Source organism: Fulvivirga imtechensis AK7 (assembly GCF_000331535.1).
GTDB lineage: Bacteria > Bacteroidota > Bacteroidia > Cytophagales > Cyclobacteriaceae > Fulvivirga > Fulvivirga imtechensis.
Window position 1 is genome coordinate 1 of sequence record NZ_AMZN01000093.1, and the last position, 26,002, is coordinate 26,002.

General features: G+C 41.7%; 20 protein-coding genes. 5 read left to right on the forward strand and 15 right to left on the reverse strand.

Annotation, left to right across the window (positions count from 1 at the left end; translation table 11 throughout):
• Window positions 1–357: 357 nt before the first annotated feature.
• Window positions 358–3,192, reverse strand: coding sequence for a CHAT domain-containing tetratricopeptide repeat protein (locus C900_RS23950; RefSeq protein WP_040497454.1), 2,835 nt, complete (start codon window positions 3,190–3,192; stop codon window positions 358–360).
• Between the two features lie 85 nt (window positions 3,193–3,277).
• Between C900_RS23950 and C900_RS23955 the strand changes: the two genes are divergently transcribed.
• Window positions 3,278–4,033, forward strand: a complete 756-nt coding sequence (locus C900_RS23955; protein ID WP_009582916.1) for a lysophospholipid acyltransferase family protein — start codon at window positions 3,278–3,280, stop codon at window positions 4,031–4,033.
• A gap of 120 nt (window positions 4,034–4,153) precedes the next feature.
• Here C900_RS23955 and C900_RS23960 read toward each other — a convergent pair whose 3' ends face one another.
• Window positions 4,154–4,867, reverse strand: coding sequence for a pirin family protein (locus C900_RS23960; protein ID WP_009582918.1), 714 nt, complete (start codon window positions 4,865–4,867; stop codon window positions 4,154–4,156).
• A gap of 271 nt (window positions 4,868–5,138) precedes the next feature.
• Entirely contained in the window at window positions 5,139–8,585 is a 3,447-nt protein-coding gene (locus C900_RS23965) for a pyruvate carboxylase (RefSeq protein ID WP_009582920.1), read from the reverse strand.
• A 547-nt stretch (window positions 8,586–9,132) separates the two neighbouring features.
• Between C900_RS23965 and C900_RS23970 the strand changes: the two genes are divergently transcribed.
• Window positions 9,133–9,723 (forward strand): hypothetical protein, encoded by a 591-nt coding sequence (locus C900_RS23970; protein ID WP_009582923.1) that lies wholly within the window; start codon window positions 9,133–9,135, stop codon window positions 9,721–9,723.
• 14 nt (window positions 9,724–9,737) lie between these two features.
• On the opposite strand, the gene C900_RS23975 is transcribed toward C900_RS23970, so the two are convergent.
• Window positions 9,738–11,243: a tetratricopeptide repeat protein gene (locus C900_RS23975; protein WP_185113997.1), complete on the reverse strand. Its 1,506-nt coding sequence runs from the start codon at window positions 11,241–11,243 to the stop codon at window positions 9,738–9,740.
• Between the two features lie 252 nt (window positions 11,244–11,495).
• Here C900_RS23975 and C900_RS29500 point away from each other — a divergent pair, with 252 nt between their 5' ends.
• On the forward strand, window positions 11,496–11,657 hold the full coding sequence (locus C900_RS29500) for a DUF1328 domain-containing protein (protein WP_009582925.1): 162 nt from the start codon (window positions 11,496–11,498) through the stop codon (window positions 11,655–11,657).
• Window positions 11,658–12,256: 599 nt separating this feature from the next.
• Here C900_RS29500 and C900_RS23985 read toward each other — a convergent pair.
• On the reverse strand, window positions 12,257–13,627 hold the full coding sequence (locus C900_RS23985) for a cystathionine beta-synthase (protein ID WP_009582926.1): 1,371 nt from the start codon (window positions 13,625–13,627) through the stop codon (window positions 12,257–12,259).
• 137 nt (window positions 13,628–13,764) lie between these two features.
• Between C900_RS23985 and C900_RS23990 the strand changes: the two genes are divergently transcribed.
• A complete protein-coding gene (locus C900_RS23990) occupies window positions 13,765–15,090 on the forward strand; it encodes a carboxypeptidase-like regulatory domain-containing protein (protein WP_009582927.1) in 1,326 nt (441 codons plus the stop codon).
• Between the two features lie 3 nt (window positions 15,091–15,093).
• Here the strand turns inward: C900_RS23990 and C900_RS23995 are convergent, their stop codons facing one another.
• Window positions 15,094–16,020 carry an aspartate carbamoyltransferase catalytic subunit gene (locus tag C900_RS23995; RefSeq protein WP_009582928.1) on the reverse strand — a complete coding sequence of 309 codons (927 nt, stop codon included), beginning with the start codon at window positions 16,018–16,020 and terminating at the stop codon, window positions 15,094–15,096.
• Window positions 16,020–16,568, reverse strand: a complete 549-nt coding sequence (gene pyrR, locus C900_RS24000) for a bifunctional pyr operon transcriptional regulator/uracil phosphoribosyltransferase PyrR (RefSeq protein ID WP_009582929.1) — start codon at window positions 16,566–16,568, stop codon at window positions 16,020–16,022. Before pyrR ends, C900_RS23995 begins: the two co-directional genes overlap by 1 nt.
• Window positions 16,569–16,840: 272 nt before the next feature.
• On the opposite strand from pyrR, the gene C900_RS24005 reads away from it, so the two are divergent.
• Window positions 16,841–17,119: a hypothetical protein gene (locus tag C900_RS24005; RefSeq protein WP_009582930.1), complete on the forward strand. Its 279-nt coding sequence runs from the start codon at window positions 16,841–16,843 to the stop codon at window positions 17,117–17,119.
• Between the two features lie 52 nt (window positions 17,120–17,171).
• Here C900_RS24005 and C900_RS28890 read toward each other — a convergent pair whose 3' ends face one another.
• From C900_RS28890 to C900_RS28905, 8 genes are read right to left on the reverse strand one after another with little or no spacing between them, the layout of a single operon-like run.
• Window positions 17,172–18,296: a vacuolar protein sorting family 37 protein gene (locus C900_RS28890; protein WP_051053001.1), complete on the reverse strand. Its 1,125-nt coding sequence runs from the start codon at window positions 18,294–18,296 to the stop codon at window positions 17,172–17,174.
• Window positions 18,296–19,474, reverse strand: coding sequence for a tail fiber protein (locus tag C900_RS28895; RefSeq protein WP_051053003.1), 1,179 nt, complete (start codon window positions 19,472–19,474; stop codon window positions 18,296–18,298). Before C900_RS28895 ends, C900_RS28890 begins: the two co-directional genes overlap by 1 nt.
• Window positions 19,475–19,482: 8 nt before the next feature.
• The gene (locus tag C900_RS30455) at window positions 19,483–20,640 is read right to left on the reverse strand and encodes a tail fiber protein (RefSeq protein WP_009582933.1); all 1,158 of its coding nucleotides are present in this window, start codon (window positions 20,638–20,640) and stop codon (window positions 19,483–19,485) included.
• A 23-nt stretch (window positions 20,641–20,663) separates the two neighbouring features.
• The gene (locus C900_RS24025) at window positions 20,664–21,524 is read right to left on the reverse strand and encodes a T9SS type A sorting domain-containing protein (RefSeq protein ID WP_009582934.1); all 861 of its coding nucleotides are present in this window, start codon (window positions 21,522–21,524) and stop codon (window positions 20,664–20,666) included.
• Window positions 21,521–22,093, reverse strand: a complete 573-nt coding sequence (locus C900_RS24030) for a hypothetical protein (RefSeq protein ID WP_009582935.1) — start codon at window positions 22,091–22,093, stop codon at window positions 21,521–21,523. Before C900_RS24030 ends, C900_RS24025 begins: the two co-directional genes overlap by 4 nt.
• 58 nt (window positions 22,094–22,151) lie before the next feature.
• Window positions 22,152–22,595, reverse strand: a complete 444-nt coding sequence (locus tag C900_RS24035) for a hypothetical protein (protein ID WP_040497447.1) — start codon at window positions 22,593–22,595, stop codon at window positions 22,152–22,154.
• A gap of 35 nt (window positions 22,596–22,630) precedes the next feature.
• Window positions 22,631–24,748 carry a T9SS type A sorting domain-containing protein gene (locus tag C900_RS24040; RefSeq protein WP_009582937.1) on the reverse strand — a complete coding sequence of 706 codons (2,118 nt, stop codon included), beginning with the start codon at window positions 24,746–24,748 and terminating at the stop codon, window positions 22,631–22,633.
• 31 nt (window positions 24,749–24,779) lie between these two features.
• The gene (locus C900_RS28905; RefSeq protein ID WP_157494176.1) at window positions 24,780–25,970 is read right to left on the reverse strand and encodes a tail fiber protein; all 1,191 of its coding nucleotides are present in this window, start codon (window positions 25,968–25,970) and stop codon (window positions 24,780–24,782) included.
• Between the last annotated feature and the right edge of the window lie 32 nt (window positions 25,971–26,002).

The window sequence follows — 26,002 nt, forward strand, 5'->3', positions numbered from 1 at the left end:
GTTAATTGTTAATTGTTAATTGTTAATTGTTAATTGTTAATTGTTATTCGTTGATTGTTAATGGTTAATGGTTGTTCACAAAAAAAGAAAGCTGCCCTTGTTTTAGAAGAGCAGCTTATGCAAGCAAAGAGGTTAAACATTTTTTTGATTTAGCTTAAAGATAGCGGTCCACTGGTAATTTTCAAAAATTAATTAGTGGCTTTAAGAAGACTCTAAGTGGTTTTAAGAAAACGCTACCACCAAAGGGCGGGACGAAGTCCCAAAAAGCGGAGTTCCGTAACAGTTGTTACAGTTGTCGGGAAAAGCACTTTTGGGACAAGTGTAACGCAGACAGACATTGACGTTTTCTTACAGACACTAACTACCTACTAATACAAATCCACCCCAGTAATAAGGTTCTTTATATTTGATTTTTAAGGCTAGCTGCGCTTCCTTAAAGGCCTGTTGTTTATTACCTGTCTTTAACCAGCCAGCATAAAATTTCGTCATTAGTTCCTGGGTGGCTTCATCGTCAACCTTCCACAAGCTCATGATCAAGGCTTTGGCGCCTGCCGCAAGAAATGCGCGTTGCAAACCGTAAACCCCTTCCCCTGCCTTAACGTCTCCCACTGCCGTTTCACAAGCGCTTAGCACCACCAGGTCCGTGTTGTCCAAAGACATATTCATGGCTTCATAAGCGGTAAGAACACCGTTATTGCTACTTTCAAATGTATTTTGCCGTTCACCCGTTGTGGATCCGGCCCCCGCCAGCAACAGTCCGGCCCTCAGCAAAGGGTTATCGCGAGCACTCTCGGAACTAATACCAAATACTTTCCCTTGTTGCAAATGCTTGTCTTCCAAAAAATAGCCATGGGTGGCAACATGTAGCACTTTCGGATTTGCAATGGCTTTAAAGGATTGTTCGCTGGCGTTGGCACCACTTAATGTCGATATTTTGTATGCCTTGCTTGTCAAAAGTCTGCCTATGTTAGTTACTTCGGCTTTGGTTCCCGGTAACGGTGGGATATCACCATTTCCATATTCCGGAAAGCCGACCAGCACAGCGGATTTGGTTTGACTGGCAGACTTATTATTCCCAATTAAATCCCTGCTATTCGCCAATAGGGTGAGGTCATATTCTTGTATTAAATAATTACCTGATGGATTTCGCAAAGTATTCAAACTGATTTGGTTATATACCCCATCCAACGATAAGTATAGATGCCTGGCTTCTTTTGTCAGGGGGCGGATAGGCGCCCAATACTGCGGGTATGAATATTCGTCAGTTATTTTTTGATGAATAGCGTTATTGTAGTACTTAAAATACCTTCCCTCCAGATGATCTCCATTGTCTATCACTACCTTGGATGGAAAGTCAGCCGTAGGGTTCAATGCCAATACCAGATACCTTGCACCGCTAAAGGTTTTATCATAATTTCTGAACCTAATCACCTCAATGGCTACTTCTGATTGCTTCAGCCTGGCTTTTACTTCTTTATATGTTACATTATTCAGTTGATAGCCCTCTGAAAAGATCTCAGATCTCTGTGACAACTCCTTTTCAGTTGCATTTGCCGCTTTTTCCAGAGAGTCACGATTTATTTTCTGTTCCACCAGTTCTTCCCGGGAATAGGAATATAGCTTTGCCAGCTTCTCCTTTTGGTCAAGCCACATTAAATATTTGCTGATGAGCTCCTTGTCATCGCCTCCCAGTATCTTTTTCTTTATTTTATTAGTAGAGTTAAGCAACAGTCCTTTTGTTGCTATATGATAGTCATAGACATCACCTAGCAAAGGATGGGTTTCGGAAGGCGCTTCTGCTGCGAAAGCATAAAAACGCTCAAACCTCGGACGAAGCTTGTCCCAATACCTCGTCTTTTCGGCTTCACTCATGGGTGGGAAGTACCTGTTGATAAATGACAGAGACTGTTGTAATGACTCCTTGTAAAGACTCTCAGCCTTCTCTCTTTCACCTTTCTTCCAGTACAAAATGGCTATATCCTCGGTAGACTGCACATATTGAGGGTGCTCGGTGCCAAGGAGTTTCTTACGAATATCTAATGTTTCGCTCAACAAAGGTTCAGCAGCACCAAAATCGGCCTGAAATCGATAAAAATTACCCAGATCACTGATTGCTGCTGCATATAATGGGTGTTCTTTTCCAAACTTGCGTTCATAGATGCCTATGGCTTCCTTCAATAGGGTCTCCACCTGGTCATACTTACCCATTTCCATGTAAAGGGCGGCCAGATTATTTAACACATGAGCATAATCGGGATGCCGTTTACCAAAGCGTCTTTCCTTTAGGGCGATCAGGTCTTTATAGGTGGTTTCGGCCAGATCATATTTGCCCATTTCCTGGTAAAGCAATGCCAGATTAGAAATGAATTTCTGATGGTTTCCTGACTTTGAGCTTTGCAGACCGGCAGAAATATCAATAGCCTTTTTTAATACCACTTCGGCCTGATCATATCTACCCATCGCCTGGTAGATCATCGCTTCATTATTTTGAGCGATCGCAAAGGGCATGCTGTTATTGCCATGTATATCAAGTAGTATGGCTGCGGCTTGAACAATGGAGGCCTCAGCTTCGGTATACCGGCCGGTTTCCTTGTGCAATACAGCAAGGTTGTTGAGCGAAGCGCCATATCCCGTGCTTTCTTCACCACGGCTTTCCTTTTCCTGGTTTAAAGCCTGCAGTATAAACTCTTCAGCAGCAGTGTACCTTCCTGTAGTACTATATAGCAAACCCAGGTTGGATATCACCTTGGGATAATTGATATCATCGGTGAGCTCGTGAGTTTCGTATTTTTCCTTTGATGCCAGAAGCAGACGTTCAGCCATCTGGTAATAACCACTTGCATATAAGCCCTCACCTCTGTCCAGCAGGTCGCGGGCCTTTTCTCTCTCCTCCTTCTCATCCTCTACCTTACCAAGGTTAGAATATATTTTTAAGAACCCTTCACCCTTTTCCCTGAGATCATACAGCCCTGAGTTATCATTCAGAGAAATTGCATAACTGAAGCTGGTAGAATCAAAGTTACTTCTGGCCTCGTCCAATCTTTCGGCCGTCAGATCCCTTAGCTTATTCAGACCATCACCTGATGCGAAATTTTTAGCTTTGTCCTTCAACATTTTTCCCAACTGGCCAAATGTATCGGAGGACGGCAAAATAAGGAGAACCAGCAGCAACAAAGTATAAAGCCGTTTCATCACATTATAGATCATTTACCAAAGGTAATATATAGAAAAAGATATTCATCATTATTAAAAAGCTTTTCGTAATTTGGCGCCCCTTATGAGACTTCTTAAGAAAATTATTTCTAAAATATACCTGGTATGGGTGCTGTTGGTATTCAATGTATTCATGCTCATCTTCCTTCCTATTATTGTACTTCCCATATTGCTGGGCGAAAAATATGGCAATGTCACTTATTTTGGGCTTTATCTTTGGTCATGGGTATTCAGCCGATTGACATTCATTGGCTACAAGATCGAAGGCCGGGAGAATGTTGATAAGAGAAAGTCATATATCTATACCAGTAATCATACATCGTTTCTTGATGTGCCAGGGCTTCGCCTGGGCATTCCTACTCAATTTCGGCCATTAGCCAAAAAAGAATTGTTAAAAATACCCGGTTTTGGCCTGATTGTGAGAGTAGCCACCATAGTAGTGGACCGCTCAAACAATGAAAGCCGAAAGAGAAGTGTAAAAAGGTTAAAGCAGGCATTGGATAGTGGTATATCCATCTTAATATTTCCGGAGGGCACTCAAAATCGAACGGACCAGCCGCTGCAACCGTTTTATGATGGCGCTTTTCGCATCGCCATTGAAACAAATACTCCCATTATTCCTATTGTGGTGATCAACGCTGGCAATCTTATGCCTCCCAGCAAACTAGACATTAAACCTGGCAGAATCAAAGTTATCTTTGGCCAGGAAGTAGCTGTTGAAGGATATGGGTTAAGCGACCTGCCTTTCCTGAAAGAAAAGGTCTTCAATGCTATGAAAGATATCGTGGAGAGGGAATCGGGAGATAAATACCTCAAGTAAAAAAGTTGACAATCGGCAGAAGCAGTTGGCAACTATTTGACTCATCAATCTCATACGTTCCTATTGATCCGGAAAAACCGGGCTTTTGTTACCCGGAAAAACATTTGTAATGAGAGGCTTTTAACTTGTCATAGGCACTTCGATAAATAAAATTTCAGAATCTTTGATAGCTTTTATAGCAACACCGGATACTTCAAAGACACCAAGTCCGTCTCTTTTTGTAAGAGATTCTCCTGCCACCTCTACCTCTCCCTCTATTATAAAAATGTATACTCCGTGGTTATCGTCTCTCAGTTTATAGTCGGTTTCAAAGCCTTCCATAAAAGTGGCTAATGAAAAATAGGCATCCTGATTTATCCATAGGGCCCCTCCTGATGAGTCCGGGCTCACCACCGTCTTTATCCTGTTGACCCTTTGTTTAGGATCGAAATTCTGTTGCCCGTAACGCGGGTTTATATTTCTTTCTTTGGGGTAGATCCATATCTGAAGAAAATTAACACTTTCCGTGGCGCTATGGTTATATTCAGAATGCATGATACCGGTACCTGCAGACATGATCTGCACGTCATGAGTACGGATCACAGAAGAGTTTCCCATACTATCTTTATGCTCCAGGGCACCTTTTAACGGTATAGATACTATTTCCATGTTATCATGAGGATGGGTGCCGAAGCCGCCGCCTCCCCCCACTACGTCATCATTAAGCACTCTTAGCATACCAAAATGCATGCGTTCAGGATTGTGATAACCTGCAAAACTAAAAGTGTGGTGGGAATCCAGCCAACCGTGGTTGGCGTGTCCCCGTGTCTCTGCCCGGTGAAGCACTTTTCTCATGTGTATATAAATAGTATTGAGTATTAAGATAGCTCGAAGACCGAAGTCGGAAGTCCGAAGTTCCCTTTTGCCTATTGCCTTTGCCAACTGTCGATTTAGTCGTTCTACGTTGGTATAACTAAGAATGACTAAAGTTTATGCTCATTTCATCTGTATATAATTTTTAATTTCAATGGCCACATGGAATTCGCTATAAACTTTATTCATCCGCGGTTGGTATAATTTAGAATGACTAAAGTTTATGCTCATTTCATATATTTTCGGACAGACACTACTCCATTTCCACCACCATATCATCCTGCTGCACCATCTCCCCTGCCGGCAGGTATACTTTCTTGATCTTTCCATTAGCCGGAGCGCTGATGGTGGTTTCCATTTTCATTGCCTCAATAACAAATAACGGTGCATTTTCCCGTACTTCCTCACCTTCTTTCACTTTTACTTCGGCAATCCTGCCCTGTAACGGTGCTCCTATCTGCTTTTCACCAGCAGCTTTTGCGTGAGCAACTTTGTTTGTTTTGTAGCTTTGGTCTCTAACCTCCAGCACTCTGGCCTGCCCGTTCATCTCAAAGTAGACCTTGCAGACACCATTCTCATCAGGCATCGACTTATACAGCTTTTTAATTATGATAGCCTTACCTTTTCCTATTTCGACAAAAATCTCCTCATTATTTTTCAGTCCATATAAAAATGACAGTGTTGGCAGACGCCAAACCTCTCCGTAGTGCTGCCAATGATCGTAAAGGTCTTTAAATACTTTAGGGTACAGCTTATAGGAAAGGAAGTCCAGCTCATCGCAATATTCATCAAATTCCTCCTGAAATTGTTCGAATTCTTTATCAAAATCAACAGGTTCCAGGTGTGCATTTGGCCTGTCAGTAAATGGTTTTTCTCCTTTCAATATTATTTTGGTAAGCTGCTCGGGAAAACCACCCGGGGGCTGACCCAGATCTCCTTTAAATAAGCTTACCACAGACTCCGGGAATGACAGGGTGTGGCCTTTTTGAAGAATATCGTCTGCTGTCAGGTTGTTGGAAGTCATGAACAATGCCATATCGCCCACTACTTTTGATGAAGGAGTTACTTTCACCAGGTCTCCAAACAGGTCATTGACTATGGCATAGTTTTCTTTGACCCTGGCAAACTGATCCTCAAGCCCCAGCCCTCTGGCCTGAGGTCTCAGGTTAGAATATTGACCACCGGGAATTTCATGCTCATATACCTCAGCCGTGCCCGCTTTTAGCTCAGATTCAAAGGGGTAATAGAACTCACGAACGTCTTCCCAATAGTTACCATATTTGTTCAGCGACTTCAGATCAAACTTATGCTCCCGTTCATGCCCCTCCAGCGCCGCCAATAACGAGTTGAAATTAGGCTGCGATGTCAAGCCGGACATAGAGCTGATGGCTACATCCACTACATCAACACCTGCATCTATGGCTTCAAGGTAGGTGGCACATTGAAGGCTCGAGGTATCATGCGTATGCAGATGAATGGGCAGATCCACAGCTTTTTTCAACTCACTGATAAGCAACCTGGCGCTTCTTGGTTTAAGAAGGCCAGCCATATCTTTAATAGCTAAAATGTGAGCACCCTCATCTTCCAATTGTCTCGCCAGGTCCAGATAATATTGCAGGTTATATTTCGGGTTTTCCTTATAAAGATCTCCGGTGTAGCATATACAAGCCTCCGCCAGTGAATTGGTTCGTTCCCTCACCGTACGAATGCTCACTTTCATAGCCTCTACCCAGTTGAGAGAATCAAATATCCTGAAGATGTCAATACCGGTCTCAGCGGTTTTTTCAACGAATTTTTCGATCAGGTTATCAGGATAAGCCTTATATCCCACTCCATTGGAGCCTCTGAGTAGCATTTGCAGCAGCAGGTTAGGCATAGCTTGCCTGAATAATTTTAGCCTATCCCACGGATTTTCATGGAGAAAGCGCATGCACACATCAAAGGTAGCTCCTCCCCAAACCTCCATGGAAAAGATATTCGGGTGATTTTTGGCGTATCCCTCAGCCACCTTCAACATATCCAAAGTCCTGACCCTGGTAGCTAGCAATGACTGGTGAGCATCACGGAAAGTAGTGTCTGTAAAATGGATCCTGGGCTCGTTTTTCAGCCATTCTGTAAACCCTTCGCGCCCGAGTCTTTCCAGCTTATCTTTGGTGCCTTCCGGATAGTCGCCCAGTCTGTCAAAGACAGGCACCTTCGGTTCTCTGAATACTTTATTCGGATCAACATGTTTTACATCAGGGTTGCCATTTACTGCCAGGTTGCCCAGGTAATTGAGAATCTTGGTGCCTCTGTTCAGCCTACGTGGCATATCGAATAACTCCGGGTGATCGGCAATGAAATTAACGGTGGCCTGGCCTGAGTAAAAAACGGGGTGTGAGATCACATTCTGCAAAAAGCCAACATTTGTTTTAACACCCCTGATCCGAAACTCACTAAGCGCACGGTCCAGCCTCTCGGATGCCCCTTTAAGCGTCCTCCCCCATGACGATACCTTCACCAATAATGAATCAAAAAACGGAGATATCGTCACTCCTGCATAACAATTACCAGCATCTAATCTGATCCCGAAGCCATTGGCGCTTCGGTAGGCTATTATAGTGCCATAGTCAGGCTGGAAATTATTATGGGGGTCCTCAGTAGTAACCCTGCATTGAATGGCGTACCCATTACACTGCACACCACTTTGATCTTTGATAAATATACGGGGATCGGCAAGATCATACCCTTTGGCTATCAGTATCTGAGAGCGTACGATATCCACACCGGTAACCTCTTCTGTAATAGTATGCTCTACCTGAATACGCGGATTTACTTCTATGAAGTATATATTCTCATCACTATCCACCAGGAACTCCACTGTTCCCACGTTGTTATAGTTAACTTCACGGGCTATGGCCAGTGCATAGCCATATAATTTGTCCTTAGCCTCCTGACTGAGGGTGACACTGGGCGCCACTTCCACCACCTTCTGAAATCTGCGCTGTACCGAACAATCCCTTTCATATAAATGAACAATATTGCCATAGTTATCGCCCATGATCTGCACCTCTATATGCTTGGGGTTGTCTATATACTTTTCAAGAAAAACAGTATCATCACCAAAAGCCTTGCCGGCTTCCTGACGTGCTTCGTCAAAAGCCCTTTTCAGTTGCTCATCATCGCGCACCACTCTCATCCCCCGGCCTCCGCCTCCGGCTGCTGCCTTCACCATCACAGGGTACCCTATGTTGCTCGCTTCCTTCAGGGCAATGTCTGTAGACGTTAGCTTTTCCCTGCTGTCTTCAATGATCGGGAGCTGAGCCTTGATCGCTATTTTTTTAGCCTGTACTTTATCTCCAAGTTTTTCCATTACCTCGGGCTCAGGCCCTACGAAAACAATACCCTCTTCCCGGCAACGCCTGGCCAGTTTTACATTCTCAGAAAGAAAGCCATAACCCGGATGAATGGCATCAACCTCGTTGCGTTTGGCTACTGCTATAAGCTCTTCAATATCAAGATAGGGTTTTAAGGGCTCGTTATCCGCTCCGATCTGATAAGCCTCATCGGCCTTGTATCTATGTAGCGAGTACCGGTCTTCGTAAGTAAAAACAGCAACAGTTCTTATTTTTAATTCTGTCGCTGCACGTAAAATTCTGATGGCTATCTCACCCCGGTTGGCCACCATTAACTTCTTTATCTCTTTTAAGTGAACAGTCATTTATTCTCTTTGGATTAATTTCAAACGTTTTAGATGCTGAAAAATAAAACTTTTACAGTGTCTTAACAAAGAAATTCAGTTGTGGTTAAGATTTTATTATTGGCCTCATGAAATATGTTATGCTATCACTTATAGCAGCCTTTATCATCATGCAGTTTCCCTGTTTGGATAAATCAGTTTCTGAGTTTAGCGATGCAGATGATTCCTCCCCCGTCCCCGTAAGAGGTTAGGAACACGGGATGCCAGCCCAGGCGACAACAATGGAAGGTATTGGTCCACATAAAATAGGCATTACAATTGGCGCCTTCTTCAACATCTCATCAAATTTCGGGCGTATTATTTGACAGGTGTTTACGAAATGCTGTAAATTTACATAGTGTCTCTAAGAAAACGCCAAATGTCTGTGTTATGCTCGTCCCAAAAACTCACCCCGACAACTGTACGGGACTCCAGCTTTTTGGCACTTCACTAGCCTTGACCTTAACGTTTTCTTAAAGCCACTTAGAGTTTTCTTGCAAACACTACATAAGAAGAAGTATCAGTATTTGTGAATGAGAAAGAGACATACCCGCCAAAAATTGATATTCCAAAAGAATTTCATTCGTTTTCAAAAGGAGACTTATTTGATACGTGTATAGAATGTGACAGGTTTCTGCTTGAAGAGGGCACGGAATATTTCATAGAAAAAGCTATTAAGACTTATTCCGGCTATCAGGCTACTGATGTAATCTTTGAATACGCCATTTGCCTGGATTGTGCGGAAAAAATGCGTAAAAGGATGTCGATAGAGTCTATGCGAAGTATTGAAGATTATTTCGCCCGGAACGTTGACTTTCATGAACGGATGGAGTTGATGCAGGCAAACCCTCATAACCCTGAGGCCTGGATGGATAAATGCATGGTAAACGGCCACAGCAAATACCAGCTCAATGAGTATCAGATATATGCCCACTGTAATGGCAAACATATGGAGCTTACGCATATGCCATACCTCATTAGTGGAGAAGTAATCGATGAACTCACTCACTTACTTTCAGAAAAGACACTGGACGAGCTGGATGGATTCTTTAACAATCATTTCGGCCCACCACCGGAACTTATGGAACCATTACCCAGAAAAAGAATTGCATTGATATAACTCCGCCTGACGGGCTAATCATCGAAAATAATATCTCCATTGCTTTCAAGTTTTCTGCGAATGTTCCTGATAACAATATCCAGTTCACCTGCTGACTTGATCAGGTGCTCTACTATTTCCCGCTCACCATCTGCCATGCCTGACCTCTGGAGCAGGTCTATCAGCCCCATTACGCTAGCTACGGGAGCCCGCAATTCATGGGCATTGCTGTAGGCATAGGCGGCTAATAGTTTATTCTGATCTTTGAGCATCTTTGTTCTGGATTTCACCTTATTTTCCAAGGTAGCGTTGAGCGATTCCAGATTTTGATTTAGCTTCATGAGCTTTTCAGCCTGCGCCTGGATCTCTTCCGTCTGCGCCTGTATTTTCTCATTTTTCAAAGCCAGTAATTTGTTCACCCCTTGCTGTAACTTTCTTTGTTTATAAAAAGCGCCTGCAACCGCTGCCGATAAAATAAACAACATAACAATAGCGATAATAACGGTATTGCGCTGCTTCAGCTTGTTTTCCGAGGCCTCGTACTCCTTTTTCAGCAATTCCGTTTCAAATGAAGTTTGCAGTGTTGCTATCTGTTTTGACTTTTCCTCATTGAAAAGGCTATCTTTCAACTGCGCGTAACGCCTGTGGTACTGATAGGCGCTTTCATGGTCGCCACTATGAGCAAAAGCCTCTGCTTTATTTTTATAAATATTTATCCTAATATCATTTGCACTGATCTGAGTAGCCAAAGCGAGTGACCGGTCGAAGAAGCTTTGGGCAGTATCGGGCTTACCCATGGCATCATATATATTTCCAAGTAAAAGGTAGGTGTAGCAAACCCCTCTGAAGTCCTTATTGGCGGAACGAATTTCCAAAGCAGTATTCGCGCTCTTCAAGGCTTCCCTATAATTTTTCCGTATCAACTCAACCTCTCCGATCCCATGGTAAGCATATCCTTCATATTTTTGATTTTTCTCTGCTCTATTTGCTCTTAAAGCCTTCTTAAAATAGTAGAGGGCAGAGTCATAATTGTGAAGGGTGAAATGGATCTCTCCCAGGTTTGAATAGCCTAGCGTAGGATATCCATACTTTTCAAGGCCCTTTGTTGCTTTACGCAGATACCTCAACGATTTCTGATTATCACCCAGCTTTTTGTGGATCTCCCCGATATTATTAAAAAGCATGGCTATTTCGAGCTTATCTCCTAATGCTTCATAAATACTTAAGGATTCCAAATAATTTTCCAGGGCCTTTTCATAACTGCCCAATGACCACTGTACGCCACCAAGCACATTTAGCGCATGCGCTTCGCCCTTTCTATAGCTGATTTCTCTTGATGCTTTTAGAGCTATATCCAAGTCATCACGTGCCACTAAAGGATCTACATGAATATAACTGAATGCCAGTTCGTTGAGGATATCAATCCTGGCCGTATCAGTATCAGCAGTCTTTAAAACTTTAGAAAGACTGTCAATTTTAGTTCCTTGCGCACAAACCAGCGCACTGAATAAAATCAAATAAATAAATAATGGATACCTCAACGGCTTAACATTTATATCAGGTGTTAAAGTACAAAGTTCATTAATCACTCTTACCAATTAAACTGCATGTATGTTTTTGAGTATTTTTTTGCCCAATTAATTAGGCTACTTCCTCAAAATATCTTCACTCCAGATTCTACAAACGATGCAGCGTTAATCTCCAACCAGCTCAAAATCAACAATATATAATCTAAAAATAAAAAATGGCCTGAAAATTTCAGTACCTATTATATAACTAAAATATTTTCAATCATGCTAAGATGGACAGTAATATTCTTAATAATTGCATTGATTGCAGCATTATTCGGATTTGGCGGTATAGCTGCCGGAGCAGCCAGCATTGCCAAGATCCTTTTCTTTATTTTCCTGGTGCTCTTTGTCATCTCGCTTGTTGCCGGTGCCGTAAGACGCTAGCCAGTTAATGTAAGAAAACTTAACGCTGTGGGGATCACAGCGTTAAGTTCTACTATGGATATAAATTTCCTACACTAAAGAAAAGTAACCCCATACGTCTGATATTTAGAGCATGCAATAGTTATGTCATATTCAAAAATTTTTAATTTATACTTAGTGCCTTGATAAACAAGCTGTAAGCTCTAAGTTTATGGATCAGGCTGAAATGCTAGCGCAGCAGAATCGCCGGGGCTCCAGTAAAAAAGGAGTCCGCGGTAATAAGCTATGGCCACCCAAAGAACGTGGATTTTTTCCTCGCTATGGTTAGGTCGGCAGGGTTACTTCTTCGCAGTCCTTCGCAGCGGGAGCCCCGGGAATAGTATCAGGGGGCAGGTGGGCAGGTGCTTTTTTGAGATCGGAAGAACCTGTTGTGATGTAATATTAGCAATTACAGTAGAAATATTGCTTGATCAAGTCCGGGACTCTTTTTCCAAATGAGGTATGTACAACAACCCAACAATAAGAAAGGCCCCGCTCGTTTGCGGGGCCTCATCCCAAAACTTACTTACATTAACATGTTATCAACCTTGCAATTAGTAAGACAAGTACTATGCCAAAGCTCAGTTACTCATCGCCCTTAGCAAATCATGTTGTGTAATGATGTGTACTTCGTGCGCCTGGTCGCGCACCAAAACAGCCTTATTATCTTTGTTTATCATAGAAGAAAGCACATCCAGGGTATTGTCCATGGCCACAAAAGGCATAGGATCATCCATTACTTCGCTTACTTCTTTATTTTTTATATCGGGGTCTTCTATCAACTTTTCGAGAAGCTTTGTTGTGGAAATACTTCCAACAAAGTGATTATTTTCCACGACAGGTACCTGATCGATCCCTTCTTTATTGAGCATTTTCACCACCTCCCCTATCTTCTCGGTCTTCTGAACAGTGTACAGTTTATCGGAACCATTTTTACTGGTAACAATATCCTTCGCAGTGGCGAAATCTCTGGATTCCAAAAATCCATGATCTTTCATCCAGTTATCATTATACACTTTCGCAAGATACCTGGTACCATGGTCCGGGAGGATCACCACCATCATATCGTCTTCTTTCATATGCTCTTTGGCATACTCCAAAGCGCCATACACGGCAGATCCACAGGACCATCCCACAAAAAGTCCTTCTTCACGAGCCAGCCTTCGTGTCATGATAGCTGCATCTTTGTCTGTGACCTTAATAAAATTATCAATCAGATCAAAATCCACATTCTTTGGAAGTATATCTTCACCGATACCTTCTGTCATATACGGGTAGATCTCATTTTCATCAAATTGACCTGTTTCTTTATATTTTTTGAATACTGAACCATAGCTATCTATTCCTACGGTAATGATATTTGGGTTCTGCTCTTTTAAGAACTTCGCAGTTCCGCACATAGAGCCGCCCGTTCCCACACCGGCTGCATAGTGAGTAACCTTACCTTCGGTCTGCTCCCATATTTCAGGCCCTGTAGTTTCATAATGTGCAGCAGTATTGGAAAGGTTATCATATTGATTAGGATAAAAGGAATTTGGGATGTCCTTGTTCAGCTTTTTGGCTACTGAATAGTATGATCTCGGATCTTCCGGAGCCACATTGGTAGGGCAAACAATAACTTCTGCACCCATAGCTCTGAGGATATTGATCTTCTCCTGTGATTGTTTATCTGATAATGTAAAAATACACTTATAGCCTTTGGCAATTGCAACAAGGGCCAACCCCATACCTGTATTGCCGGATGTCCCCTCTATAATGGTACCTCCTGGCTTTAATACTCCGGCCTTTTCTGCATCTTCGATCATTTTAAGGGCCATTCGGTCCTTCATAGAATTTCCGGGATTGAAATATTCTACCTTGACCAGAATGGTACCTTTTATGCCTTTTGTAACGCTGTTTAATTTCACCAGTGGGGTATTTCCAATGGCTTCGATAAGTGAATTGTAGTACATATCGTAGGTTTAAATTTTTCGTAAAAGTAGGAAGATAATTGCTGTTTTTTGCAAGATGGCTCTTCTTATTTAACCCCAATCCAAACAAGTTAGTGCGGTAATCGTATAAAATTTTAACGTCTACCGGTTAACTCATCATGATAAAACAGTATCTCTGCTACCTGCTTGTGTTTGGTTTTATATTGGCTGTATCATTTAATGCTGAATGTCAGGAAAATAGACTGAATATAACTGTTGTAAATGCCGAAAGCGGAGAGCCGGTATCTTATGCCACTATCTCCTTCCCATCCCAACAATACGGATTTAGCGCCAATGCAAATGGCCAGTTCAGGCTACCGCTTCATCACACCGATATGGACAAAAAAATTGCTATAACCAGTATAGGATATGAGCGGTATGAAACCACCATAGGGCAGCTTGTAAAGGACAAGGTAAAAACCATTGAGCTGCAACCGGTGGTAACGATGCTACAGGAGATACTGGTAAAAGCCGAAAAAGAAACTCCGACAGAAATAGTTGCTCAGGCCGCTAAAAATCTCAACAATTTTCTAAGGAAAGACCCTTATTATCTCTACGGCTTATATAGAGAAGCACTAAAGAAGAATGGCAGATATGCGGGCTACACTGAAGCCTACGGTGTATTCCATATTTCCGGTTACCAGCCTTCTTATAATAGAAAAAATAAAGTTTTTGCCTATGACCTCGCTCAATGGAAAAATGTAAGGCGGTCTGAATATCGTCTGCCTCCGATATGTAGCACAAGGGAAAAACGCCTTTTATCCATTGACCGGCTCGCCAAAGCCAAGGCTGAGTATTTATATAACGGACCACTTACAAATAAAAACCGGGACCACTTTCGCTACACGATTGATAGCTTAACAATATATGACAATGCCGATGTTTTTGTAATCGGATTTACTCCTCTCAATTCGGAAAATCAATATTATGGGCGTTTGTATATCAAAGCTGATGATTATGCCCTATTGAAAATGACCATCCGCCAACCCAATATTACAGGCATATTATATGATGACTGTGACCTGAAGGTTTCTGGAAATTTTAGTGTTAGTTTCACGAAAGTGGGAGATAAATATTACCCCGACCGCATGGCGCTTACCTCTCTATATCAGGCGGGGTCAGGAAAGATTGAAGAATCTGCGGAAATAATAGGAGGGGAATTTCGTGACAATAAGGTAGTACAGCTTAACCAGGAGCAACGGATCATAGTGTACAATGAAATGTTAAATCCGAATATATTTTTTGATCCGGATTTTTGGATAGACCATGGAACGGGTATACCTCCACAAGCCCAAGAAGACCTGGGTAGGGAGACCCCTCTGCTGGATCAGTTCTTTGCCAACCATGGAAAAAGGATCATACCTTTGCCGGAAGGTTTTACAAGCTATGAAGATATGTCTCGTGACAGAGAGGTTTTCCGATTATTTTTAGAGGGTGATTTTTAGCTATCAATCTTTTCCTCCGGCCAGCAAGTAAAGCACTGCCATTCGCACAGCCACACCATTTTGCACCTGCTCAAGGATAATAGAATGCTCCGAATCTGCCACATCACTATTCAATTCCACACCTCTGTTGATAGGTCCGGGATGCATAATGGTAATCTCCTTATCCAGTTCATCCAGCATCTTTTTATTAATGCCGTAATAAAGCGAATACTCTCTTAAAGACGGGAAATATTTAATCTGCTGACGCTCCAACTGAATGCGCAATACATTAGCCACATCGCACCATCGAAGCGCCTTCCGTACATCCAATTCCATTTTTACGCCCAGCGCACCAATAAACTTTGGCAGCAGTGTATTTGGGCCGCAAACCATTACCTCCGCTCCTAGTTTTTGTAGCGCAAAAATGTTTGAAATAGCTACTCTCGAATGTAAAATATCTCCAATAATCGCCACTTTTAAGCCCTCGAGAGAACCGTGTTTTTCCATAATGGAGTAAGTATCCAGAAGTGCTTGTGTTGGATGTTCGTGAGTGCCATCTCCGGCATTGACGATATTGGCGTTGATATGTTTGGCAAGAAAATGGGGAGCTCCGGGACTGCTGTGACGCATAACCACCATGTCCACTTTCATGGCCAAAATATTATTGACGGTATCTAATAAGGTTTCACCCTTTTTAACAGAGCTGGTGGAAGAAGAGAAGTTTACTACATCTGCAGACAGTCGTTTTTCAGCCAACTCAAATGATAGCCGTGTACGAGTGGAATTCTCAAAAAACACATTGGCAATGGTAATGTCACGCAGTGATGGTACCTTCTTGATCGGACGGTTAATAACTTCTTTAAATGATCTGGCGGTTTCAAAAATAAGTTCAATGTCTTCCCGAGTGATGTTTTTTATGCCCAGAAGGTGTTTTTGACTTAATTGTGACATTATTCGCTTTCCTTGTTTATCAACCAGATTTTATTATCCTTAAAGCCTTGTGCCTCAAGCTCTACCAGTACTTTTTGTGTATCCATAGTATTGACATCCTTACCCACATAGTCGGGTTCGATAGGCAGATGCCTGGTATATTTTCTATTGACCAGTACGAGCAACTCCACTTTCTGCGGGCGCCCAAAAGCTATCATCGCATCTAGCGCCGCCCTTACCGACCGCCCGGTATATAGCACGTCATCTATCAACACCACGTTACGGTCTTCAATAATAAATGGCACCTTGGTGGTATTGGCTTTTACAGGCGTATCCCTTCTGCGAAAGTCATCCCGGTAAAAGGTAGTATCGAGGTAGCCAAGGTCTATTTTCCTATTGATATCACTTTCCAGCTTGCGGTGGATCATCTCGGCCAGATAAATGCCACGGGGCTGCATGCCGATGATAGCGGTATCTGAAAAGTCTCCGTGGTTTTCAATAAGTTGCTGGCAAAGCCTGTTGACTGTGATGTTGAGCAGGTGGGTGTCGAGTATTAGTTTTTTTTGCATGGCCAAACTGATGCAAATATAGACAAAAGTTTATAGGAAAGGCAATTGGTGAAGTGGGTTTAAAGAAAGTTTTATTCTTCATGCCACGAAGGCTCTAAGACACCAGGTTTTTCGCTTTGCGCCTTTGTGCCTTTGTGGTAAAATTAACAAGAGATAGACATTTGTGTGGAATATCTGCATCACTATTAAGTAGTTCTAACCGTTAAAACACTAAAATTGAGCATTGGAACAAAATTTGGCGCTGTAAAAGCAGTACCAAATAAATAAACATCATGTCAGCATCAAAGACAACCACTGATCATAATAAAATCAAGCAATGGGCGGAACAAAGACAGGGCAAACCGGCCATTGTGAAAGGCACCGAAGATAACCAGGATGGCGCAGGCCTGCTAAGGATCAACTTCCCGGGCCATGCGGAGGATAACCTGAAGGATATTTCCTGGGATGAGTTTTTTGACACCTTTGATAAAAGAAAACTGGCTTTTCTATACCAGGATGAGACCGATGGTGAGAAGAGCAGGTTTTTTAAATTGGTGGACAGGCAGAATTGACAAATTTTCGACTCTATGCAGCAACGGCACGAAGTCGCATAGAGTCGAAACATCACTTTTCTTTGGACAATTCGTTCACTTTTACTTTTAGTTCCGCAACTTCTTCCATCAGTTGCTTATTCAACTCATTTTGCTGAATGAGATAGAGTGTGAGTTCTTCTACTTTTTGAAGCAGTTTGATATTCATCTCCCCTAGTTCCAGACCATTTTCAAGCATTTCCTTTTCAGAAGGAATTTCAGGCAGGTGTTTATTTTCCATTACAAAGGCTGAGACATCTTCCAGGCTTGGGAGTGAATAATCATTTTCAAAGACAAAGTCAGCACCAGCATTTACAGTCACCTTCACCTCTCTGGAGTGGATATTTCCAGCCACAGTAAGTTTATCTGTAGCGTTGCTTGTACCTATACCCACATTTCCATTGTACGAGATGAACATTTTAGGTGTTGCATCTGCATTTGTCAGGAATTTTAATGTACCAGTAGAAAGAATAAAGCCCTCTGTGCTGCCACTGGTGATTCCCATAGAAATCTTGGCGCCATTAGTACGTTCCAGTCCTATAGAAGCATAAGGATCAGACTTCACCAAAATACTTCCGTCTATAACTTCGAGCTTTTGTGTCGGAGTGTTTGTTCCAATTCCTATTCTGCCATTAGTGTTGATGAACATCCTTGGCGTTGCATCACCGTTTGTTAAAAATTTAATGGAACCGCTCGATGACAGGTGTCCTTCATGGCTATCGGAAGTTACACCCATTCTAATCGTTGCTCCATTTAGCCTCTCTACCCCAATAAAGGAATAAGGATCGGATTTAACGTTAATACTACCGTCAATTACTTCAAATTTTTGTGTAGGTGCCTGTGTACCAATACCAATTCTGCCATTTGTTGTAATGAACATTTTAGGCGTTGCATCTGCATTTGTCAGGAATTTTAATGTACCAGTAGAAAGAATAAAGCTCTCTGTGCTGCTACTTGTGATTCCCATAGAAATCTTAGCACCATTAGTACGTTCCAGCCCGATAGAAGCATAAGGATCGGACTTCACCAAAATACTTCCGTCTATTAGCTCCACATTGCGGTTATTGGAATTACCAATATCACCACCTGGAACCAATAATGTCTGGGCGTTTACGCCAGTGGCCAATAATGTTAAAAGGATTGCATAAAGGACTTTCATTATTTTTTATTTTCTAATTCTTTAACTTTTTTTTCGAGCACTTCAATTTTTTCATTTTGCTGAATGAGGTAAAGTGTTAATTCCTCCACTTTTTGGAGCAGCTTAATATTCATTTCACCGAGCTCCAACCCGTTCTCAAGCATTTCCTTTTCAGAAGGAATTTCAGGCAGGTGTTTGTTTTCCTTTACAAAAGCAGAGACTTCCTCCAGGCTTCTGAGTGAATAGTCATTTTCAAAGACAAAATCAGCTCCGGCACCTACTGTTACCTTTACTTCGCGAGAGTGGATGTTGCCTGCTACGGTGAGTTTATCGGAAGGATTGTTTGTTCCAATACCCACCTTGCCATCTAAAAGCGTCATGGTCTCTACATTCCCTCCAGACCAGGTGTTAAACTGTAGCCCTGTACTTTGGGAATCGCTTCCCCTTCTGACTAATATTTCAGCCGCGCTACTATTTACATCCGTAACGAATCTGACTCCGGCTGAATGAGTTGAATTGTCGACATTCGCTGAACTTTTAATAAGTATCTTTCCCGAGTTTACATGAAGTTTTTCCAATGGAGTCGATGTACCTATTCCTACACTGCCATTGAGAAGCGTCATTGTCTCCAAATTTGCTCCGGACCACGTATTGAACTGTAGCCCTGTGCTTTGGGAATCGCTTCCTCTTCTAACTAATATTTCCGCTGCGCTACTATTAACATCTGTAACGAATCTAACTCCTGCAGAATGAACTGAATTATTAGAGTTTTCTGAACTTTTGATTAGTATCTTTCCTGATTGTAAGTGAAATTTCTCCAATGGAGCTGATGTACCTACGCCTACTCGACCGTTTAGCAACGTCATTGTCTCCAAATTTACTCCAGACCAGGTGTTAAATTGTAGTCCTGTGCTTTGTGAGTCGCTTCCCCTTCTAACCAATATCTCCGCTGCACTGCTATTTACATCCGTAACAAACCTGACTCCTGCAGGATGAGCTGAATTATTGGTATTTCCCGAACTTTTAATGAGTAGTTTTCCTGAATGTACGTGAAGCTTCTCCAGCGGAGCCGATGTACCTATACCTACACCAGTAGTTGTACTGGCTCCAACACCTCCGCTTCCACCAGGAATGTACAGAGTTTGTCCATGACCTGCCAGACATCCGACAAAAAATATTGACAATAAATAATACTTCATGTTTTTGTTTATTTTGAATTTATTCGTACCAGTTTATCCATGATCATTGCATTAACCCTTTTCAGCTCTTCTATTTCTTTTTCCTGATCTTTATTAACTTCATATTGCTGAATAAGGTGTAGTGTCAGTTCCTCCACTTTCTCTAAAAGCTTTAAGTTCATTTCTTTTAGCTCAATGCCATTTTCTTCCATTTCTTTTGCAGAGGGAATATTCGGTAAGTGGCTATTTGCCTGAATATAACTTTTCACATCCTCGAGGCTTTTAAGCTGATACGTCTCACTAAAGACATAATCAGGAGCAACTGCACCATTAAGATCCACTTTTACTTCCTGTGTATGGATTTGGCCTTTGACGGTGAGTAACGCATCAGGGGTTGTAGTGCCGATACCTACATTACCTCCGGTGAGATAGGAATTACCATTAGAACTGATCAGAAATTTTTTCTCCAATTGATCATCTCTTCCCACAAGGTATCCATCCCCCTGACCATTCATCGCTACACGATAACTTCCGTTTCTATCTACCGACACATATTCTGCACCATTGATTCGATCTGTAGTTCTAAGGTTACCTGCAACATGCAAGGTAGCAGAAGGCGAAGAAGTACCAACCCCCACATTACCACCATTAAAAAAAGAATTGCCATTAGAGTTGATAAGAAACTTCTGAACCAACTGATCATCCCTTCCCGTGATATAGCCATCCGCCTGGCCATTCATAGAGACACGATAGCTCCCGTCTCTATCAACAGAAACATACTCTGAGCCATTGATCTGGGCTGAAGTTCTAAAATTGCCAATGACATGTAGCGTTGCTGAAGGGGTTTCTGTACCAATACCCACCTTGCCTCCATTAAAAAAAGAGGTGCCATTAGAGTTGATAAAAAACATTTTTTGTGCTGCTTCATTACGACCAGCCACAAAGCCATCCGCAGTTGCGTTTAAAGCCACTCGATAGGAACCGTTATTTTCAACCACGATAGTATTGCTACCACGAATATCGCCATTTACATGCAGTTTAACGGTCGGGACTGAGATACCGATGCCGACATTGTCATTGCTTGTGTTATTTACTACACCACTGTCCGTTCCTCCGGGTACGTATATTTTGGTTTGGGCGTAGGTGGTTAGGGTGAGTAGGGTTAAGAGTAGTGTTAATAGTTTCATTTTCAATTTACTTTGCGTTATTGCTATTTAATTGTAATCCGCTCATTATAGGCTACCGTATCAACTTCCAACCTTAGAATGTAGAGACCATGTGATAAATGTGATAAATCTATCACTTCATTGATTGAGGTAACTTCAGTGAAATTTTGCTCTAGAAGTACTTTGCCTTGAAGATTAATGATGGATAAGTGAACTGTTTTTGGTCTATCATAAAAAGACATAACATTGATAGCGCCTTTAGAAGGGTTGGGATACACCACAACCTCCTGATGCGTTTTATTCAATCTGACAACTCTTTTATTAACAGAAGTTGCAGGTCGGTAATTGCTAACAATTTGAGGTATTGAATCTCTTACCTGTCCATAAGAGTTTATCTTTCCTGAAGATGAACTACTACATTGTCCAACCGAGCCATAAAAGGCATAATCATTATCCACAGCTTTAAACCTAAAACCTGGTTTTAGATGAATATTGTTGCTGGCGAAAAAAGCTACATTACGATCTGCTGTCAGGTCATTCTCCAACATAAAATCATCCTGAGAGTTAAAATACACAAATTCTGATCTACCTGAATGAACACCCTCGGCATCATAGGCCTTCACAGAATAAGACTCATTTCCCGAACAGGGGATAGGAATATCTGCATAGTTTTTCCAGCCTTCCACCGTCATAAAGCTATAATACTCAGTGCCCAAATATACTCGGTAGCCAGAAACAGTGGAATTAGAGGAACTGGAGTAATCCCATTCTAATCTAAAAAAATGCTCTCCCACATCCTTGATGCTAACATTTGTTGGTGTAGTTGGACCTTCTGTACTACCTCCACCTCCATCACCTCCGCCATCATCAACCTCTCCATTATCATAAATGGTGATTTCTGTCACGATAAAAGCCCTGATTCACCATAATATTCCTGAAAAGAATGTAGCCAAAATTGGCTGTAGTTTGCATCTGGTCTGAAGTCACTAATCTCTACCGTTTCCAGGTTACCCTCAGGGCCGTCATAAACATATGGTTGATAAAAAATTTGATCTTTTTGTGATATGGAAGGAATGGCATCCTCTTTGCACTCCGAATTTGATTTTTTAGTAAGACCATTGGTAGCGTAAATAGCAACCCCGAGTTGGCTTCCTGAATAATGTGCCATCGTAACCAGAATATCATAAGAATGAGTGCTGCTAAAGGTAAAATCTATAAATAGCCCCTCTGATTTAGCACTTGTTTCATAACTAGCCTTAAATACTGCTCCATCATAAAATCCGTCCTGATATATATCTCCTGCTGCTGGTGATCCATGAGACACCTTCCAGGAATCATAAAAATTGTAAGGCTCATCCTCAAATGGATTACATGGAGGTGTAATACCCAGGTATTCTAACGAGTAGTTAACTACTTGCGCAGTAGATGCAGAACCAAGTAATAAAGATAATAATAGTATGAAAGTGTACTTCATTTTGACTTAGCCAATTCAATATGATGAAAGTGTATTAATTATTATTATTTAAAAGCTATCATTGTTCCAGATAAGGGACTAACCTAATCTCAACCGGATAGTGGTAATCAGCACTATCAACCAGGAATTCCGCTGGAATAACTGCATCTCTAAGAAGGATGAGATCATCATTGTCTTGATAGATAATTTCATATAACAATGTATCTCCTGAATCCAATATCTGCAAAAATTCCGGATCTGACGTGGATACTTGTTCTATCTCATATGAGCTAGTTACTTCTGGGGTTGTTCTGGCATTTTGAAAATCCTTTAAAGTAACAGGCTGCTTTGATGAGAGCATCTGACCTTCATTTGAGAAAAACAAGAAGAGTGTGTCTTGCACAAGAGCAGAATCAACGTAGATTTCAGAAGCTTCCCAAATTCGTTCCTCTATGTTTATTTGAGTCTGGGCAAAGGAGATTGCTGGACAAACAATAAATGCAAACAAAATAAGCTTTTTCATATTCTTTATTAATTAAAATATTTTATATATCTCCACTACTTCTTTAATAGTTTAACTACTTGCTGCTTTCCATTGCTACTGATTTGCAAGAAATAGAATCCATCCGGTATACTTCCGTTTACCTTGAACTGATACTGAGATATCCCGCCGAATGATTCTCTTACTACATCAAAATGAAGCCTCTCTCCCAGATTATTATACAATACGAATTCAGCTTCGTCATCCGCCCCAAACATTTTTACACGAAATTCATTTTCTGAAAATGGATTAGGAAATATCTCTGTTCTTGTGTAAAAAACATCATTTTTCGAGTTAGTAGCTCTCTCATTAAGATATTCATCCAATGGTTTATAATCTTTGTCTTTTTTTGTATGAACTTCATTGATGACAGGTTGCTCGGCAATCAACTCCTCATTCATGCGAGAACCTATTGACTCTTTGTTTGCCATCTGAGTGCTAGCAGAACTCGGGTTTAACAGCTCTCCGAATTCATCCAGTTGATCACCGCAGGCATTTGTAGGTCCGGTTATATAAAAATGTAATTCATTAGATGAACTGGCTGTAGCGGAAAAACCAGGCTTTAAACTGATATTTTCTGCTGCCGATAAATTTCTGGATCCACTATAATTTAACGTTGACGAGAAAGTGACGGTGTTGTAGCTGTGAAGATCCTGAGTAACGCTTTCATTAGAGCTTATCTTCAAATTGAATTTAGGCATCAAGGATGGAATATTTCCAACATATGCCGTATTCACATTCTTATAATATAAACAGTACAAGTTATAAAAGAGCATATAATCAATCCCATTAAACTTACCCATACTTTGAAAATCAATTGGATTAGGATTCCATCCTTGGTCCTCCATCCATTTGAAAAGATTATAAGGATCTCCATTCCTTTCATCCCCCCCTAAAAATTTAAACATAGCTCTCCATGGAGCTTTCCCCTCAAAATAAGCGTGGTTTTCGTCCATGTTGGTTGGTGCCAATTGAATTCCATAACAGGGAGCCTGACGAAGGTCCTCATGCCATTTGCGGTCAATAACGTGATCGGTCTCATTATACAGATATTTGAGTAAGAGTTTATATAAACCAAAATCATATCTAGCTGATCCATCCAATTCATTGACGATACCGTGGGTACTAAATTGGGACCAGCCATGTCCGGCATTTCCCACTGCAATTCCAGCGCCCATATGTCCGGCAACATAATCTTTAAGTTTATCTCTTTTTAAAAGCCATTGTTGAGCTAAAAGAGCCCACATCATGTTGGATATTCTAAAACCACTAAGAGAAGACAGGTAAGAAAGAGGCCCTCCTGGTTGTGGCGATACATAATTGGCTGCCCATGCAGTAATATAGCCATGCCCTTCCGTTCTAAATGTTCTCCAGGTTTTTTTATCGCTTCCCATTATATTACCAGCCTCGTTTCGGTCAAACCAACTCACACTATTGAGATAACTTGCAATATCGTCCGCATAATTCATGGCGTTATTAACAAAGTTATAGCCACTATAAGCCTTATCTGGTTCTATACACTTCTTGACGAGAGCAAAACCCACCATCAAAGGCTGAACTTGGTCGGGAGTAAGGTTTCTGACAAACACTGGATTAGCATTAGTCGCCTGCATTTCCTTATATTTTGAATTAAAGCTATAATTGCCATTCCTGATATACTTTTGAAATACTGGGTTATCATCAAATATTAACGGTTCCACGTCATCCCGTATAAAGTAGCCGTTTTGCAGACATTGATTTGGGGTACCTTCCACACCCTTTATGGCAGACCTGGTATCAATACGCTCATATGCCTTCATGGCGTAATAAAGTTCCTTTTCTGTTTCTGAAGTATCCCAGCCTGCATCCTTGAGCAACCGATATTCGGTTGCTAATAATCCAATATAGTAACCCTGAAACAAAGTTCCGTCAGACCAAACAATAGAATGATCCCTAAGATTAAAGGTCTTTTCAGCAGGTATGCTGTATCCTCCGGCATCATAGCCACATGATGCTATTAACCCGGGCACCATAAATTCCTTTACTAACCGATTGCGGTAGTACCAATATTTCTCATATTCATTTTCCGTAATTTGCGCCTCTATTCCAAAGGCAACAAAAAGCAGGATAATGGTTATTAAACTTTTAAAATTCATTGTTGATTTTTTTTCTAGGCTGACTTAAATGTTATTCGTTTTCTTCGTTTGAGCTTACAAGCAACTCCAGTTGTTGCTTTAATAGATTATTCTGTTCTTCAAGTAATTGATTACTTGCTTGCAAAGCTTTCACCTGCTCGTTCAATGAGTTGGTTTGATGGTTCACATCTATAACATAAAGCGTCAACTCCTCCACCTTCTCGAGCAGTTTCGCATTCATCTCTCCCAGATTCACTCCATTTTCTTCTACTTCTTTAGCAGTGGGGATACCGGGAAGGTGCTTTTTCTCTTTTAAATGACTCTCAAGTTCTTCGAGAGAGGTAAGCGCATAATCTTCTTCAAAGACATAATCGGGCCAGGGGGAGGTGGCGGTCACCTGAACCTCCCTTGCTCCTATTTTACCTTCTACAGCGAGTTTGAACGTGCCGGGGTTGGAGGTGCCAATACCAACATTGCCTCCGGTTATAACTGTTTTACTTTGTGCATTAATTTCCACTAAGCCTGAGGTTTGCAAGTAGGTGTTTCCTCGGATATAATTGTTGCCGTTTCCATGGCTAAAATGTGTAAAACCGTCTCCTATTCCAGAACTACCATTGGTTGCTCCGGAAAAGCGTATATTACCACGTACGTCCAACTTCGTACTAGGACTACTGATACCAATACCCAGATTGCCATTAACTGATGCATTAAGCCCAACGTTGAGCATTCCTCTCAGAAAAACTGTGTTACCTTCCTCACCGACGTAAATATTTTCGGTATTTGTATGCCCATAAAAGTGTGAAGACTGCAAAACATAGCCGCTTATGCTGTTATCGTGGCGAGGACTCGGCTGCCCATACATCTTAATTTTGCCAGCAACTTCAAGTTGCTCGGTTGGTGTTTCCGTGCCAATCCCAACATTACCTCCGGTTATAACTGTCTTACCTCCCGCATTAATCGCCACTAAGCCTGAGGTTTGCAAGTAAGTATTGCCCCGAATGTAGTTGTTGCCGTTGCCATGACTAAAGTGGGTGAAGCCATCGCCAACCCCAGTGCTGCCATTAGTGGCACCTGAGAACCGAATATTACCGCGTACATCGAGTTTTGTACCGGGGCTACTGATCCCTATTCCCACATTGCCTCCGTTATAGTATATATTTCCGGGAGTCGATCCGCTCCAGTTCTGAGCGGCAGCAGACAAAGACACTGACATGAATGCCAGAAGAAGTAATTTCTTAATCATCACTTCCTCCTTCCAGTTTTTCAATTCTCTTT

What these genes read in the sequence shown, in the direction of transcription:
- C900_RS23950 (WP_040497454.1), bottom strand. Translation starts at nt 3,192, where the DNA reads ATGAAACGGCTTTATACTTTGTTGCTGCTGGTTCTCCTTATTTTGCCG.
- C900_RS23955 (WP_009582916.1), top strand. Translation starts at nt 3,278, where the DNA reads ATGAGACTTCTTAAGAAAATTATTTCTAAAATATACCTGGTATGGGTG.
- C900_RS23960 (WP_009582918.1), bottom strand. Translation starts at nt 4,867, where the DNA reads ATGAGAAAAGTGCTTCACCGGGCAGAGACACGGGGACACGCCAACCAC.
- C900_RS23965 (WP_009582920.1), bottom strand. Translation starts at nt 8,585, where the DNA reads ATGACTGTTCACTTAAAAGAGATAAAGAAGTTAATGGTGGCCAACCGG.
- C900_RS29500 (WP_009582925.1), top strand. Translation starts at nt 11,496, where the DNA reads ATGCTAAGATGGACAGTAATATTCTTAATAATTGCATTGATTGCAGCA.
- C900_RS23985 (WP_009582926.1), bottom strand. Translation starts at nt 13,627, where the DNA reads ATGTACTACAATTCACTTATCGAAGCCATTGGAAATACCCCACTGGTG.
- C900_RS23990 (WP_009582927.1), top strand. Translation starts at nt 13,765, where the DNA reads ATGATAAAACAGTATCTCTGCTACCTGCTTGTGTTTGGTTTTATATTG.
- C900_RS23995 (WP_009582928.1), bottom strand. Translation starts at nt 16,020, where the DNA reads ATGTCACAATTAAGTCAAAAACACCTTCTGGGCATAAAAAACATCACT.
- pyrR (WP_009582929.1), bottom strand. Translation starts at nt 16,568, where the DNA reads ATGCAAAAAAAACTAATACTCGACACCCACCTGCTCAACATCACAGTC.
- C900_RS24005 (WP_009582930.1), top strand. Translation starts at nt 16,841, where the DNA reads ATGTCAGCATCAAAGACAACCACTGATCATAATAAAATCAAGCAATGG.
- C900_RS28890 (WP_051053001.1), bottom strand. Translation starts at nt 18,296, where the DNA reads ATGAAAGTCCTTTATGCAATCCTTTTAACATTATTGGCCACTGGCGTA.
- C900_RS28895 (WP_051053003.1), bottom strand. Translation starts at nt 19,474, where the DNA reads ATGAAGTATTATTTATTGTCAATATTTTTTGTCGGATGTCTGGCAGGT.
- C900_RS30455 (WP_009582933.1), bottom strand. Translation starts at nt 20,640, where the DNA reads ATGAAACTATTAACACTACTCTTAACCCTACTCACCCTAACCACCTAC.
- C900_RS24030 (WP_009582935.1), bottom strand. Translation starts at nt 22,093, where the DNA reads ATGAAGTACACTTTCATACTATTATTATCTTTATTACTTGGTTCTGCA.
- C900_RS24035 (WP_040497447.1), bottom strand. Translation starts at nt 22,595, where the DNA reads ATGAAAAAGCTTATTTTGTTTGCATTTATTGTTTGTCCAGCAATCTCC.
- C900_RS24040 (WP_009582937.1), bottom strand. Translation starts at nt 24,748, where the DNA reads ATGAATTTTAAAAGTTTAATAACCATTATCCTGCTTTTTGTTGCCTTT.
- C900_RS28905 (WP_157494176.1), bottom strand. Translation starts at nt 25,970, where the DNA reads ATGATTAAGAAATTACTTCTTCTGGCATTCATGTCAGTGTCTTTGTCT.